The organism is Devosia chinhatensis (assembly GCF_000969445.1).
Taxonomy (GTDB): Bacteria; Pseudomonadota; Alphaproteobacteria; order Rhizobiales; family Devosiaceae; genus Devosia; species Devosia chinhatensis.
This window is the reverse complement of sequence record NZ_JZEY01000054.1, coordinates 1,000,211-1,014,678: the sequence shown is the minus strand read 5'-3', so window position 1 is coordinate 1,014,678 and position 14,468 is coordinate 1,000,211. Positions and strand designations below refer to the sequence as shown.

Annotated in this window: 9 protein-coding genes; 3 read left to right on the top strand and 6 right to left on the bottom strand. The window is 62.9% G+C overall.

Annotation, left to right across the window (positions count from 1 at the left end):
- Nucleotides 1-112 precede the first annotated feature (112 nt).
- Nucleotides 113-1,618: an ABC transporter substrate-binding protein gene (locus VE26_RS04850; RefSeq protein WP_084619978.1), complete on the bottom strand. Its 1,506-nt coding sequence runs from the start codon at nt 1,616-1,618 to the stop codon at nt 113-115.
- A gap of 238 nt (nt 1,619-1,856) precedes the next feature.
- Here VE26_RS04850 and VE26_RS04845 point away from each other — a divergent pair, with 238 nt between their 5' ends.
- A complete protein-coding gene (locus VE26_RS04845; protein ID WP_084619976.1) occupies nt 1,857-4,019 on the top strand; it encodes an AI-2E family transporter in 2,163 nt (720 codons plus the stop codon).
- 66 nt (nt 4,020-4,085) lie between these two features.
- Here the strand turns inward: VE26_RS04845 and VE26_RS04840 are convergent, their stop codons facing one another.
- Nucleotides 4,086-7,205, bottom strand: a complete 3,120-nt coding sequence (locus VE26_RS04840) for an efflux RND transporter permease subunit (protein ID WP_046103988.1) — start codon at nt 7,203-7,205, stop codon at nt 4,086-4,088.
- Nucleotides 7,206-7,216: 11 nt separating this feature from the next.
- Nucleotides 7,217-8,422 (bottom strand): efflux RND transporter periplasmic adaptor subunit, encoded by a 1,206-nt coding sequence (locus tag VE26_RS04835; protein ID WP_046103987.1) that lies wholly within the window; start codon nt 8,420-8,422, stop codon nt 7,217-7,219.
- 289 nt (nt 8,423-8,711) lie between these two features.
- Here VE26_RS04835 and VE26_RS04830 point away from each other — a divergent pair, with 289 nt between their 5' ends.
- Nucleotides 8,712-10,886 carry a malate synthase G gene (locus tag VE26_RS04830; RefSeq protein WP_046103986.1) on the top strand — a complete coding sequence of 725 codons (2,175 nt, stop codon included), beginning with the start codon at nt 8,712-8,714 and terminating at the stop codon, nt 10,884-10,886.
- Nucleotides 10,887-10,929: 43 nt separating this feature from the next.
- On the opposite strand, the gene VE26_RS04825 is transcribed toward VE26_RS04830, so the two are convergent.
- The 3 genes from VE26_RS04825 to VE26_RS04815 form a co-directional block, all read right to left on the bottom strand.
- The gene (locus tag VE26_RS04825) at nt 10,930-11,346 is read right to left on the bottom strand and encodes a GlcG/HbpS family heme-binding protein (protein WP_046103985.1); all 417 of its coding nucleotides are present in this window, start codon (nt 11,344-11,346) and stop codon (nt 10,930-10,932) included.
- A 96-nt stretch (nt 11,347-11,442) separates the two neighbouring features.
- Nucleotides 11,443-12,333: a DMT family transporter gene (locus VE26_RS04820; RefSeq protein ID WP_046103984.1), complete on the bottom strand. Its 891-nt coding sequence runs from the start codon at nt 12,331-12,333 to the stop codon at nt 11,443-11,445.
- A 13-nt stretch (nt 12,334-12,346) separates the two neighbouring features.
- A complete protein-coding gene (locus VE26_RS04815) occupies nt 12,347-13,135 on the bottom strand; it encodes an IclR family transcriptional regulator (RefSeq protein ID WP_244465627.1) in 789 nt (262 codons plus the stop codon).
- Nucleotides 13,136-13,313: 178 nt separating this feature from the next.
- Here VE26_RS04815 and VE26_RS04810 point away from each other — a divergent pair, with 178 nt between their 5' ends.
- Nucleotides 13,314-14,426 carry a LacI family DNA-binding transcriptional regulator gene (locus tag VE26_RS04810; RefSeq protein WP_046103982.1) on the top strand — a complete coding sequence of 371 codons (1,113 nt, stop codon included), beginning with the start codon at nt 13,314-13,316 and terminating at the stop codon, nt 14,424-14,426.
- The last annotated feature ends 42 nt before the right edge of the window (nt 14,427-14,468 follow it).

The window sequence follows — 14,468 nt, the reverse complement described above, 5'->3', positions numbered from 1 at the left end:
ACCCGGTTTACAAAAAGGCCCGGCAGTGATGCCGGGCCTTTTTGTTTCGACTGCTTACGGACCAAAGAAAATGGGCCGGCAAGCCGGCCCATTCAACGTCTCCGGGAGGAGATTACTCGAAGGTATAGAGACGCACGATTTCGTCGGGATACGGTACGTAGTCGATGTCCGCCTTGACGCCATAGACCTGCAGCATGTCGTAAAGCGGCAGGAACTGGCGATCCTCATTGCTGATGCGGAAGGCCTGGCTGATCATTTCCTGCTTCTTGGCTTCATCGCGTTCCTGGCGCTGCGACTTGACCAGAGCGTCGATCTCCGGGTTGTTGTGACGGAGATGCCCGCCAGCTTCATAAAGCGTGGCAAGGATCGTCTCGGCGTGGAACTGGGAAGACCCAAAGGCGAAGTAGTACATGGGGCTCAGCTTGTTCTGGACCCAGGCCGGGAAGAAGGCCGTGAACTCCATCGGATTGAGCTGAACGTTGAGGCCGGCAGTCGTCAGGTAGCCAGCGATCGCCTGGGCGACTTCGTTGGCCATCGGATAGTTGTTGTTCGGGTAGTCGATGACGATCGGCGTGCCGTCATAGCCAGCTTCCTGCACCAGCTGCTTGGCCAGTTCGGGGTCATACTCGGTCGGCGTGAAGGACGCGTCGTATCCGCCATTGGAGGGCGGGATCATCATGCCGGTGGCCTTGCCCGTACCCCGCATCAGCTGGTCTGCGATGGCCGCACGATCGATGGCAACATCGACTGCCTGGCGGATTTCCGGCTTGTCGAAGGGTGCCTGGTCAGGATTGAGCTCGAGGAATGCCACGCGATAGCCTGGCGCGACTTCAACCTTCAGGTCGGCACTGCCGGAGAGCATGTCCATGAGGCTGGGCGGCAGGCTCGGTACGAGATCGATTTCCCCGGACAGCAGCGCATTGGCGCGCGCTGCATCAGACGGAATCGGACGGAAAATGCCGGTCTTGACCTCCGGTTCGCCACCCCAATAGTCCGGGAAAGCCTGAAGCACCAGGCGGTCATCCTTGACCCATTCAGCGACGGTATAGGGGCCGGTGCCGATCGGAGCGGTGGCGTAGCCCGTATCGCCATTGGCGTCATAATAGGCCCGCGACATCACATAGAGATATTTGCTCTGGCGATCGAACATCGAATAGGGCTGGGTCAAGGTGAACTTGACCGTATTGTCGTCAATTGCCTCGGCGGTCTGGACCAGGCGGAGGAAGGCGCGTACCGGCGAGGTTTCATCGGCCAGGACATGCTCGACGGTGAAGACCACGTCATCGGCGGTCATGGTCGAGCCGTCGTGGAACTTGACGCCTTCGCGCAGCTTGAAGGTCCACTCGGTAAGGTCGTCGCTCGTCGTCCAGCTTTCCGCCAATTGGGGAATGACTTCACCATCGCGACCCAGTTCGGTCAACGCGTTGTAGACGTTGAGACGCAGGTTTAGCCCGATCGGAGAGGTGTCCTTGCTCGGATCGAGCGTGGGGACATCGCCTGAAAGAGCAATGGTAAGCTGTTCCGGGGCAGCCCAGACGGCGGTGGACAGGGCAAAGAGTGAGGTGGCGCTGACCAGGGCCGCAGCAGCAAAGCCCTTCATCGTTCTGAAGTAAGACATGGAAACTCCCTTCCTTGTGGTGGGGTTCTGTTCCAGCGCGGGCTGGCAGACCCTTCCCTCGGAAAGAGACTATTCACGACGACTGATAACTGTCAACAGTTTACCGATTACGCTGGAGGCTGTTTCATCGGCGCACAGCCCAGGCGCGTCAAAGTCGACGCTTCGTGCTATTGAACCAAAGCCACGCCATTTCATTTAGGCACATCAAAACCGGTCCGGATGACCGCGTGAGGTCCTGATGGTTGAGTCCCGTAGCGTGTCGTCATTGGGTCGCAAGGGCCCGCCATTCGAGGCGATCGCGACATTCGCCCTGGTCGCTGCGCTGCTCTATTTCGGCGCCGGCATCATCGTGCCTCTGGTCCTTTCGGTGCTTCTTGCCTTTGCTTTGACGCCATTGGTCACCTGGCTCAATCGCCGCCTCCACATTCCCGATGCAGTCGCCGTTATCGTCACCGTGCTTGCGGCTTTTCTCTTGCTGGTGAGCTTTGCCACCTTGGCTGGTCTGCAATTGACCCGTCTGGCGTCAGATTTGCCGGGCTACCAGCAGACCGTCTCTACTAAGCTTAGCGGGCTGCAGGATCAGTTCGGCGGCGGGTTCTTCGAGCAGATCAACGGGACGATCAGCGATGTTACGGCTCAATTGTCCGACCTGACCGAAGCCAATCCGCCTATCGAAGGGCGGCCGGTCCCCGTTGCCATTACCAATGATGTGGGCCCGCTGGGCCTCCTGACTTCGGTTCTTGGATCCATCGTCGGGCCAGTGGCCACGGTCGCCATCGTCACGATTATCGTGATCTTTCTGCTGCTTGGCAGGGCCGACATGCTGGAGCGCTTCATTCGGCTCGTCGGTTCGGGCGATTACGCCAAGACAAACCTTGCCATGGCGGACGCCAGCCGGCGCGTCGGACGCTATCTGCTGGTGCAATTGGCCGTCAATTGCACATACGGAACTCTGTTTGGCCTGGGGTTGTGGTTCATCGGCGTGCCCAGCGCCTTCCTCTGGGGCCTGCTGATCGTGGTCTTCCGCTACATTCCGTTCATCGGCGCGCTCATCATCGCCACCATTCCCCTGTCCCTCGCCTTCGCTGTCGATCCGGGCTGGGACATGCTGCTGATGACCCTGGCGCTTTTCCTGGTGCTCGATCTGACGACGGCCAACGTTATCGAGCCGCGCCTTTATGGATCGAGCACTGGCGTCTCGCCGCTCGCCATCCTCATCTCCGCCATGTTCTGGGCAACGCTGTGGGGACCGATCGGGTTGATCCTGGCAACGCCGATGACCGTCTGCCTTGTCGTCATTGGGCGACACATTCCCGAATTGCGGTTTCTCGATACGCTTTTGGGCAGCGAGCCCGTTCTTACCCCGCCAGAACAGCTCTATCAGCGCCTGCTCAAGGGCGACGACGTTTCGGTATTGGAGAATTTCGAGGAGTATGCCGCCGAAGAGAGCCAGCTGGCCTTTGTCAACGAAGTCGCCATGCCTGCCCTCCTGCTGGCCAGCGGCGAACTTGCCGACCAGCCCGCAGCGCTCGAACAGCGCCGCCAGCTGAGCACGTCCTTCGACATGCTGCTGGACGATTTCGACCTGGGCGATGTCGAGCCCGGCGCCCCGGTTCTTCTGGTTGCAGGCCGGACGGAGATCGATGAGGCAGCGGCCAAGCTTCTGATGGTGCAGCTGGCGGAAAAAGGCGTGCCGACCCGCGTACTCCCGGCCTTTGCCATCAAGCCCGAGGCCATCGAGCGTTTGGATATCGACGATGTCGGGACCGTGGTTATGGTCTTTCTGTCCGGAGACATCCGGTCGCAGGCCCGTTATGTGTCGCGTCGATTGCGGCGCCGTCGGCCAGATCTGCCGCTTGTGGCTTGCGCCTTCGGCCCGCCGGCAGATGGCGAAACAACCGAACGACTGCACCTGGACGCAATCTATCGCGATTATGAAACTGCCTGGCATGAAATCGAGACGATCTGGCGGAGTGCGGTTGGCGAGCCGGAATTGCAAGCTCTCCCCCGGCAAAATATCGATCTTGGGGCGCCCGGCATAAAGGCAATTCTCAACGACATCGCGAACGAATTCGATGTTGCTGTCGCCCGCATCGACTTGCAGGCCGATGGCCTACCCAACACGGAAGCTGATCTTTCCGCACTGACGACGCTTGTCTCAACCCATGAGGGCCCCTACCGCGTCACCGTGGACGAACATGCCGCGGTCTTTGCCGCGAATGAGTTTCTGCAGGCAAACGGCATCCGGCTTTATCTTGGAATACGGCTGAAGCTGCCAGATGGCTCCATTCCTGGCGCGCTGGTTCTGCTCGACTATAACGAGCGGGAATTTTCCGATGCCGACCTGGCCAGACTGGAAGCGCGCGCCGCGGAAATTCTCTCATTGGCAACAGCCGGGTGAACCGCATTGGCGACGATGGCTCACGCGGCATGCGCGCAACGGAAAATGCCGCTGCCAGGCTAAGCCCTATTCTGCCGGAGCAGGTTTGCCATTGGCTGCGTCGAGTTCGCGCTCGAGACGAGCTTCTTCTTCCACCTTGGGCTTGGAGAACCTTGCGAGGAGCAGATAGGCGACCGGCGTGAGGTAGAGCGTGGAAATGGCCGCGAAGGACAATCCCCCCACCATGACCCAGCCCAGGGCTGCCCGCGCTTCTGAGCCCGCGCCGGATGCCAGAACCAGTGGCACGCCGCCGATGATGGTGGCGATCACCGTCATCATCACCGGCCGCAACCGGATGTTGGAGGCCTCTTCGATGGCTTCGCGCAGCCCTAACCCCCTGTCGCGCAGCTGGTTGGCGAACTCGACGATCAGGATGCCGTTCTTGGCCATGATGCCGACCACGAGGACCAGCCCGATCTGGCTGAAGATGTTCAGCGATCCGCCAGTGAGCAGGATGGCGTAGAGCCCGGCAGCCAGGCCAAACGGCACCGTGGTCATGACGATGATGGCGCTCCAGAAGCTCTCGAACTGCGCAGCCAGTACCAGCAGGATGATCACGAGCGCAAAGCCGAAGGTCAGCAGCAGCGCATTGTTGGCCTCGCCCAGCGTCTTGGCTTCCGCCAACGGCAGGATTGAGGTGCCCTCGGGCAGGAGTGGCGCGGCAATGGTCTGGAGCTGCGCATAGGCATCGCCCAGCGCCAGGCCGTCTTCGAGGCTGGCCGAGACCGTTACGGCGCGGCGCTGCTGTTCCCGGCGAAGGGACGGCGGCACGGCCGATTCTTCCAGCGTGGCGATGGTGGCCATGGGCACGTAACGCCCGTCGCCGGTCCGGACGAACAGAGTTTCGAGATCGCGTGGATCGTTGACCGGATGGCTGGTCGACACCAGCCGCACCGAATAGGACGTGTCGTTGATGAAGACATTGCCCACATCTGCTCCGTCGATCATCGCCTGCATGGTGGTGGCCAGGCCATTGATGTCGATGCCAAGCGCGTCGGCGGCGGCGCGATCGACCGTGAGGGTCAGCTGCGGCTGGTTGGTGTCGAACGATACGCTGACCCGGCCGAACCGGCCATCCTCGTCCAGCGCGTCGGCAATGGTCTGGGCGGTGTCGGCCAGCTGGTTGTAATCGGAACCGGCAACGGCAAATTGCAGACCCGAGCCCCCGCCCCTGATGCCCAGGCTATTGCCCTGGCGCACGAAGGCCCGCACGCCGGGAATCTGCGTCATCAGTGCCGTCACCTCTGTCGCGATGTCCTGTTGGCTGCGTGCCCGCTCGTCCCAGGGCGCCAGCGTCAGGGTCATATTGCCGCCATTGCCCCAACCCGACAGCACGAACAAAGACGTAGCTTCCCCGCTATCGAGATAGGGTTGGAGCAGCGTTTCGACCTGACCCAGCCGGGTGCGCACAAAGTCGAGGCTTGCCGTATTGGGTGCCGAAACGCTGACATTGATCACCGAGCGATCCTCGGGCGGCGTGATTTCCTGACGGATATTGCCGAAGACGAAAAAGGCCGAGCCGGCAAAAAGAGCGGCGACAAGGATGATCACGATGGGATTGTTCAGTGCCAGCTTGAGGCTGCTGCGATAGAGCCCGCCGGCGCTGCGTCCGATGAGTCCGAGAATGCCCCCGTGGCTGACCGTGCCGGCATCCTGCTTGAGCAGGCGCGAGGCGATCATCGGCCCCATCGAGAGGGCAACGATCGAGGACAGCAGCACGGCAATGGCGAGCGTGAAGCCGAATTCGCGGAACAATTGGCCCGTCTGGCCATCGAGAAAGGACAGCGGCACGAAGACGGCGGCCAAGGTGAGCGTGGTGGCCACCACCGCGAAGAACACTTCCTGGGTGCCGAGCACTGCGGCTGCGCGTGGGCCGGCGCCCATATGCTTGCGCCGCACGATATTTTCCAGCACCACGATGGCGTCGTCGACCACCAGGCCCGTGGCCAGGACGAGAGCCAGCATGGTGATGATATTGAGCGAAAATCCGGCCAGATACATGCCGGCGACGGCACCGAGCAGCGCAACGGGCATGGCGATGGCCGGCACGATCACCGCGCGCCAGTCAAGCAGGAACACATAGATAATGCCCACCACCGCGACGAGCGCAACCAGAAGTGCGATCTGAACCTCGTGCAGCGCGCCTTCGATGAAGACGGCATCGTCGCTCGAAATCTGCACGCGGACGCCGGCGGGCAAGGTCTGGTTCAGCGTGTCGACGGCGGCGTGGACGGCTTGCGAAATGGCGATGGTGTTGGATTGCGCCTGCCGGACGATCCCAAGGCCGATGCCGGGCCTGCCATCGGCGCGGATGGCGGAGGTGCTGGCAGCCGCATCGAACACCACCGTGGCGACGTCGCCCAGCGAGGTGCGGCTATTGCCCAGCGGCAGCCGTTCGAAATCGGCCGGCTCGGTGACTTCGGAAACGGCGCGCACCGAAATGTTCTGGTTGGGACCGTTGATCGAGCCGCCCGGCGCATCGAAGGCGATGGTCGATACCGCATTGCGCACATCGGCGACCGTCAGTCCCCTGGCAGCGAGCTTGACCGGGTCGATATCGATCTCGAAACTGGTCTGGCGCGTGCCATAGACCTGCACTTCCGCGACACCGTCGATCGCCCCCAACCGTTCGGCGACGATGGTTTCGACCACTTCGCTGAGCTCGGCGACACTCATACTGTCCGAGGTCACCGCCAGCTGCATCACGGCCTGGGCATCGCTGTCGGACTTGAAGATCATTGGCGCGTCGGCCCCGCTGGGCAGGCTCCGCGTGATCCGGCTGAGCGCATCGCGCACGTCCGAAGTCGCGATATCGAGATTGGTGCTTTCGGAAAATTCCAGCGTCACCCGGCTGCTGCCGACCGACGAGCTCGAGGAGATGGCCGAAACGCCCTGCACGCGCGCGACGGCGCCTTCGACTGCAGCGGTGATTTCCCGGTCTACGGTTTCGGCCGCTGCGCCAGAAAAGCTGGTTGAAATGGAGAGCACAGGCCGCTCGACGCTGGGCAGTTCCCGCACTTCGATGCCGAGCAGCGCGGCCAGTCCTGCCACCACGATCAGCGCATTGATGACCACCGCCATGACCGGCCGGCGCACGAAAAGCGTGGCGAGGGCGCCGCCGCGTTCATTCTTGTCGGCAATGGACATGGCGGGCCTCCTCAGCTTTCCGGTGCAGCTTGCGCGGCCTGCGCGGCATCATCGCCGCCGGGCCCTTCAAGGATGGTCACCGGCATGCCTTCGCTCAATTGCAGGATGCCTTCGGTGATGATCGCATCGCCCGGCGCCAGATCGGCGCGGACGAGCACGCCATCGCTGTTGCGCTGGACGATTTCGGCCATCACCTTTGCGGCGGCGCCGTCCTGGTATTTCCACACATAGGAGCCTTCCGCCGACCACAGGATCGCGAGCGGATTGACGGCCGGATAGTCCTCTCCGGGAAAGCCCAGCGACACCGAAAAACTCATGCCGGCGCGCAGCATATTGTCTTCGTTGGGAATTTCCGCCTGCACCTGCAGGGTGCGGCTGGCTGGATCGATCCGGTTGTCGATGACCGAGATATTGCCGGTGAAGGCCCGGCCGGGCTGGGCAACTGCGGTCACCTCGACCGGCATGTCGGTTGCAATCTGGGTGGCGTAGCGCTCGGGCACCCAGAAATCGATGAGGATGGACGAGGTGTCGTCGATCGTGGTCACCGCGGTTTGGGCGGCGACATAATTGCCCGGCGATACTTGGATCAGGCCCACGGTTCCGGCAATGGGGCTCGTCACTGTCCGACGCTCCAGGGCCAACTCGGCACTGCGCAGCGCCAGCTGGGCATTGGAATTGGCCAGTTCGGCAGCGGCAAGGGCGGTTCCGGCCACGACATTGGAACTGGCAAGGCCCGAGGTTCGCGTCAGGGCAGCGGCAGCATCGTCGGCGGCAAGGCGGGCGCGGTCATATTCGATCTGCTCGGCCTCAGCCTCGAAGCGGGCGATGACGTCACCCGCCGCGACCGTCTGGCCGGGGCGCACCAGCACTTCGGAAAGGGTGCCGGTGCTGGGCGTGGTCACGGTCACCGATCGGGCGGGGCTGCCTTCGCCGATGGCGTTCAACGTGTGGTTTATGGTCACTAGATTGACCCCGGAGGTCACCACATTGGTGGCACGGCTGGCAAAGCCCCCGCCCCCAGGACCGCGTGCGCCGCCGGGTCCGCCCGCCCCGCCCGTCGCTCGTGGGCCGGCACCGGCTTCGGCCTGCGCGGTTGGCCCGAACGGCAGCACGATGCCGACGCGGGCCAGCGTTTCCGGGGCGCTGGGTACCAGGAAGAGCCAGGCGAGTCCGGCAATCGCCAGAACAACGAGAGAGGCCAGGAGCTGTCGGATCAAGCCGAACCTCGAAAATCGGTGGAACAAAACGGGCGAAGCATGGGCTGCAAGCTACCAGCGCCGCCCCGCTTGCCAAATTACAATGCAGTAATGTCGCAAAAAAATGAGCACGCTCAATCGCTCCCGCCCGATGATCGTCCAGCCGTTACGGGCCTTCCACACTCTTGCGATGCACCGCCAGGGCGGTTTTCCGGACCGATTTCCGCATCGCAGAAAAGCTGAGATCACCTGATGAAACTGCGCGCTTGTCACTGCTAGCTGTCCAACAGCAATGAACAGGTGAGCTGTGATGACATACCGACATTTTGGGACCCTTCGTGTTGCCGAGCCGCTGGCCGACTTGGTGGAGAGCGAAATCGCACCCGGCACCGGCATCGATCCGACCCGTTTCTGGGCCGAATATCAGCGGATCCTCGAGGATCTGGGGCCGCTCAACCGGTCATTGCTGACGCGTCGCGACGACTTTCAGGTGCAGATAGACGCCTGGCACCTGCAGCGTCGCGGACAGGCCCATGACCCGGCCGCCTATCGCGCCTTTCTCGAGGATATCGGCTACATCGTTCCGACGGGCACCGATTTCGCCGTATCGCCGCAGCATGTCGATGACGAAATCGCAATTCTGGCGGGCCCGCAACTGGTCGTGCCCGTCTCCAATGCGCGCTTTGCACTCAATGCTGCCAATGCCCGCTGGGGCAGCCTCTACGACGCGCTTTACGGCACGGACGCCATTCCGACCCAGGGCGGGTTGAGCCCGGCCGGCACCTACAATCCCGAGCGTGGCGCGGCCGTGATTGCCAAGGCGGCCGCCGCTCTCGACGCGGTAATTCCGCTGGCAGGGGCCTCCCATGCTGCCGCCAAGGCTTACGGGTTCGGCCCCGATGGGTTTACCGCACATGTCGATGGCCGCTCCGTGCCTCTCGTCAACCCGGCGCAGTTTCGCGGACAGGCGCGGGACGGCGTGCGCAGCACCTATCTCTTCGCTCACAACGATCTGCACCTCGAACTGGTGTTCGACACAACCCATCCCGTCGGCAAGACGGTGCCGTCCGGCCTTTGCGATGTGGTTCTCGAGGCGGCGCTGACCACAATCCAGGATTGCGAAGATTCCGTCGCCGCTGTGGATGCCGAAGATAAGGTCGGGGTCTATCGCAACTGGCTCGGCCTCATGAAGGGCGATCTGACAGCGCATCTCAGCAAAGGCGGCAGAACCATCGAACGGCGCCTCGCGGCCGACCGGCATTACGAGACGCCCGATGGAGGGCAGCTGACCCTGCCTGGCCGCAGCCTCATGCTGGTCCGCCATGTCGGTCACCTGATGACGACCGACGCGGTGCTCGATGCCCAGGGCAATGAAACGCCCGAAGGCATCATGGACGCGATGGTCGCGACTTTTGCCGCCCTGCACGACCTGGGCAAGACAGAAGGTCCGCGCAACAGTCGGGCCGGCTCGATCTATGTGGTCAAGCCCAAGATGCACGGTCCCGAGGAAGTGGCCTTTGCCAATACGCTGTTCGACCGGGTCGAGGATGCGCTGGGTCTCGCCCGGCACACGATCAAGATCGGCGTGATGGACGAGGAGCGGCGCACGAGTGTCAATCTCAAGGAAGCCATCCGCGCCGTGCGCGAGCGCATCGTCTTCATCAATACCGGCTTTCTCGACCGGACCGGGGATGAAATCCACACCTCCATGCGGGCCGGCCCGGTCATTCCCAAGGACGAGATCAAGTCGGCCACCTGGCTGGGCGCCTACGAGGCCAACAATGTCGATGTCGGCCTTGCGGCCCGGCTCGACGGCAAGGCGCAGATCGGCAAGGGCATGTGGGCCAAGCCCGATGCCATGGCGGAAATGCTGGCGACGAAGGCCGGACAGATGCGCGCCGGCGCCAGCACCGCCTGGGTTCCCTCCCCGACTGCCGCAGTCCTTCATGCCCTCCATTATCACGAGGTGGACGTACGGGCGCAGCAGGCCGATATTCGCAAGCGCATACCGGCCAGCCTCGACGCTATCCTCGCCCCGCCCCTGCTCGACGGCAGGAACCTCTCGGAGGCCGATATCCGGCGCGAGGTGGACAATAATTGCCAGTCGATCCTGGGCTATGTGGTGCGCTGGATCGACCAGGGGATCGGCTGTTCGAAAGTGCCCGACATCAACGATGTCGCGCTGATGGAGGACCGGGCGACGCTGCGGATATCCTCGCAACACCTGGCCAATTGGCTCCTCCACGGCATTGTCGAGCGTCATCAGGTGGAGGACAGTCTTGCCCGCATGGCCGAGGCTGTCGATCGCCAGAATGCCGGCGACCCTGTCTATCGCCCGATGGCCCCCAACCTTGCCGAGAACGTCGCCTTCGCGACGGCCTCTGCCCTTATCTTCGAGGGCCTGACCCAGCCCAATGGCTATACCGAGCCCTTGCTGCATGCAGGGCGGCGGCGCCTGAAGCGGCAGCAGACAGCTTCCGCCTGATCCTCAGAGCCGGCCCGGGGATCACCGGGCCGGCGCTGACGTCTCAGCCCTTGAAACCGTCGACACCGGCCTGGGCCACTTCGAGATCTTGTGCCGGAGTGCCCGAGCTGATGCCGATCGCACCGACTACGGCGCCATTGACCAGGATCGGCAGGCCCCCGCCTACCACCATCAGACGACCGCCAATGGCGGAATTGATGCCATAGGCCGGGGCGCCCGGCTGGCTGGCAGTGCCGTATTCATGCGTCGCCTTCTTGGCGGCGGCGGCGGTATAGGCCTTGTCGATGGCAATGGTGATGCTGGTGACCTTGCCGCCATCCATGCGCTCGAAGGCAACAAGATTGCCGCTGTCATCGGCGATGGCGATGCACATGGGCACGCCGATCTCCTGGGCCTTGGCAGTGGCGGCAGCGATGATGGTGCGGGCATCCGCGATGTCGAGGCGGCTGGTGGTGAGCATGGGGCATCCTTTGCGTTAGAGGCCCGCCTTGGCTACCGCATCGATCCGCGATCAGGGCAGCGCGATCGCGGCTTTTCCACAATGCGGAAGCCCCTGCTATCGACGCGACAGGATGATGACCGCGCCGCCCATGGCGATCAAGCCTGCGCCCAGCACCACTCCGGCCGACGGAATTTCTTCGAAGAACAGCCAGCCGATCAACGCGGCGAACAGCAAAGATGCATAGCTCAGCGGTGCCAGCACGCTGACTTTCGCCAGCGAATAGGCGCAGATGTTGAAATACTGGCCCAGGATGGCCATCGGCCCGAGCAGCAGCAGCACCAGATTGGTCACGCCCCAGGATTGCCAGGTCAACAGGGCCGGAATGGCCAGCAGCAGCATGCCGAAGAAATTGGCATGGGCAAGCGTCACCATCGGCCGGTCGGCGGTCGTCAGCACCTTGATGAAGATGCTCTCGACGCCCATCAGCACCGCGCCGAGCACCACGACAAAAGCCGGGATCAGATAGCCCGCATCGAATGCGCTGAACGCGCCGCGCGACGCCATCACCGCAGCGGCGCCCATGAGGCAGATCAGGCCCCCTGCAATCTGGCGGCCGCTGAGGCGATCGCCCAGGATGAGCGCGCCGAAACTTACCGCGAAGACGACATTGAGAAGGCTGATCGCATTGGCATCGACAATGGGCATATGCATGTTGCCGAAGATCAGCGCCGCACCGCCCAGCCCGCCGGCCAGCACGCGAAAGACCTGCTTGGTCCGGTGCCGGCTCTGCAGCGAGCGCCAGCTTTCCTTGCGCAGCGCGGCGATGACCAGGATGGTCACAAAGCCACCGGCAAAGCGCAGGAACATTACCTGCAGCGGGGACACCGGCTCTGTGGCGAGCCTGCCGGAGGTGAAGACCAGGACGAAGATCAGCGTGGTCAGCAGCGAGAAGGCGCCGGCGGCCAGATTGCGCTGGCCTTCCTCCGGAAGGTCACGACCCGTCACGATATGGACAATCCTAGCTGGCTGCGCCTGCGGCAAGGCCGCCGATGGATCGCGTCATTTCCGCAGCCGCACTGGCGACCAGCTGTCCCAGGACCGGCAAGCGATCTTCGGGAAGCCGGCTGGGCAGTCCCGAGATTGACAGCGCACAGACCACGTCGGAATGCCGGTCATAAACCGGCGCGGCGACGCAGCGCAGGCCCGGCAGGTATTCCTCGTCGTCGATGGCATAGCCATCGGTGCGGATACGTTCGAGCTGGATCTTGAGCGCATCCCGGCAGGTCAGCGTCTTGCCGGTGACGCGGCGCATGCCGTAGCGCGTCAGAAAGCTTGACACTTCGCCGCCCGAATAGGTCGCCAACACGGATTTGCCCATGCCCGATGCCGTCATGGGCGTGCGACCGCCGATGCGCGAGAGCGAGCGGGTGATTTCCCGGCTCTTGAGCTGGTCCACCAGCACCATTTCACCATTGTCGACGACGCCCAGATTGGCCGTTTCCCGCGTCTGGTCCCGCAGCCGGCGCAGAAAGGGCTGGGCCGGCGCAAGGAAATTGCGGTCGCGGACAAAGGCATTGCCGATGGCAAAGGTATGCAGCCCGATATGCCAGAGGTTGTCGCTGGGCAGGAATTGCACGAACTGCCGCTGTTCCAGCGTCGTCAGCAGGCGATGCACCGTGGTCAGCGACAGCTTTGTCTGCCGTGCCAGATCGGTCAGCCTCAGTCCGCCTTCCGCATCGCTCAGGGTTTCCATGATAAGCATGGCCCTGTCCACCGATTGCACGCGCCCGTCTAGTTGCTTGCTCACGACGCCCCTCCTCCAAGGATCGCAGATCACCGCCGGCCGGGAGCACCTCAACCCCGAACAGGCCAAAAAATATGAAAGGATGGTAGCGCTACCATAACACTTGGTCAACCGCGTTGATTTGGCTATGGTGGTGAAAATGCAGCGTCAGATTTCGAAAGCAAAAGGGTGACGAAACGCCATGGTCCGCACGTCCCGGGGTCGCCCGACAATTGCTGATGTGGCCGCCAAGGCGGGTGTCGGCGCGATCACCGTCTCGCGCTATCTGCGCAGCCCCGAGCGCGTCTCGGAAGCCCGCGGCGCCGTGATCGCCGAAGCCATCAGGGCGCTCAACTACGTTCCGGACCTCAATGCCCGCGCCCTCGCCTCGCATCGCACGGACGTCGTCAATGTACTGGTCCCCTCGCTCACCCAGAATATCTTTTCCGATGTGCTGCGCGGCATTTATGACGGGGTGGAGGACAGCGGCCTGCGCATCGAATTGGCCAATACGCGCTACAATAGCCAGATCGAAGAGCAACAGGTGTTCGCGGCTCTGAGGCATGGCCCGGCCGCCATCATCGTTTCAGGCACCGAACAGACGCCCGCCACGCGCAAGATGCTTGAAAATGCGGGCTGCCCGGTCATCCAGATCATGGATCTCACCGACGACCCGATCAGCAAGATCATCGGCTTTTCCCATTATCGGGCAGGCCAGGAAATGACCCGTCACCTGATCGAGGCAGGCTATCGCCGCATTGCTTTCTTCGCCGGCTGGATGAACGCGCGCTCCAAGCAGCGCCTGCAGGGCTATCGCGATGCCCTGGAGGAGGCCAACCTTTTCGATCCCGATCTTATCGGCGAAACCGGTAATGACGATCCGGCGACAAACGGGGAAATCGCGGCGGTCAGCCGGCCGTTTTCCTCTGCCACGATGGGCCGCGAGCTGATGCTGGACATGCTCGAACGCCGCCCGGATGTCGATGCGGTCTTCTGCAATAACGACGTGCTGTCGCTGGGCGCCCTCTTTGCTCTCAATGCGCGCCAAATCAACGTGCCCGAGCAGGTCGGCATCGCCGGCTTCAACGATTTCGACTACATGGAAGCTGCCCATCCCGGCCTCAGCAGCGTGCGCATCCACCGCTGGAAGTGCGGCTATGACGCCATGCAGGCGGTCCGTCATCAGCTCGAGGGCGGCGATGTCGGCGAGCCGATCGTCGATCTGGGCTTCGACATCATGAAGCGGGCCAGCACCGACCGGCAAAAGCTGTTGCGGTCCGTGGAGCAACCCGAACTCGCCCTCAGTCTCGGCTGACGCGCGGTGCCTTCTCCCCGTCGGGAGAGAAGGCGATCTTCA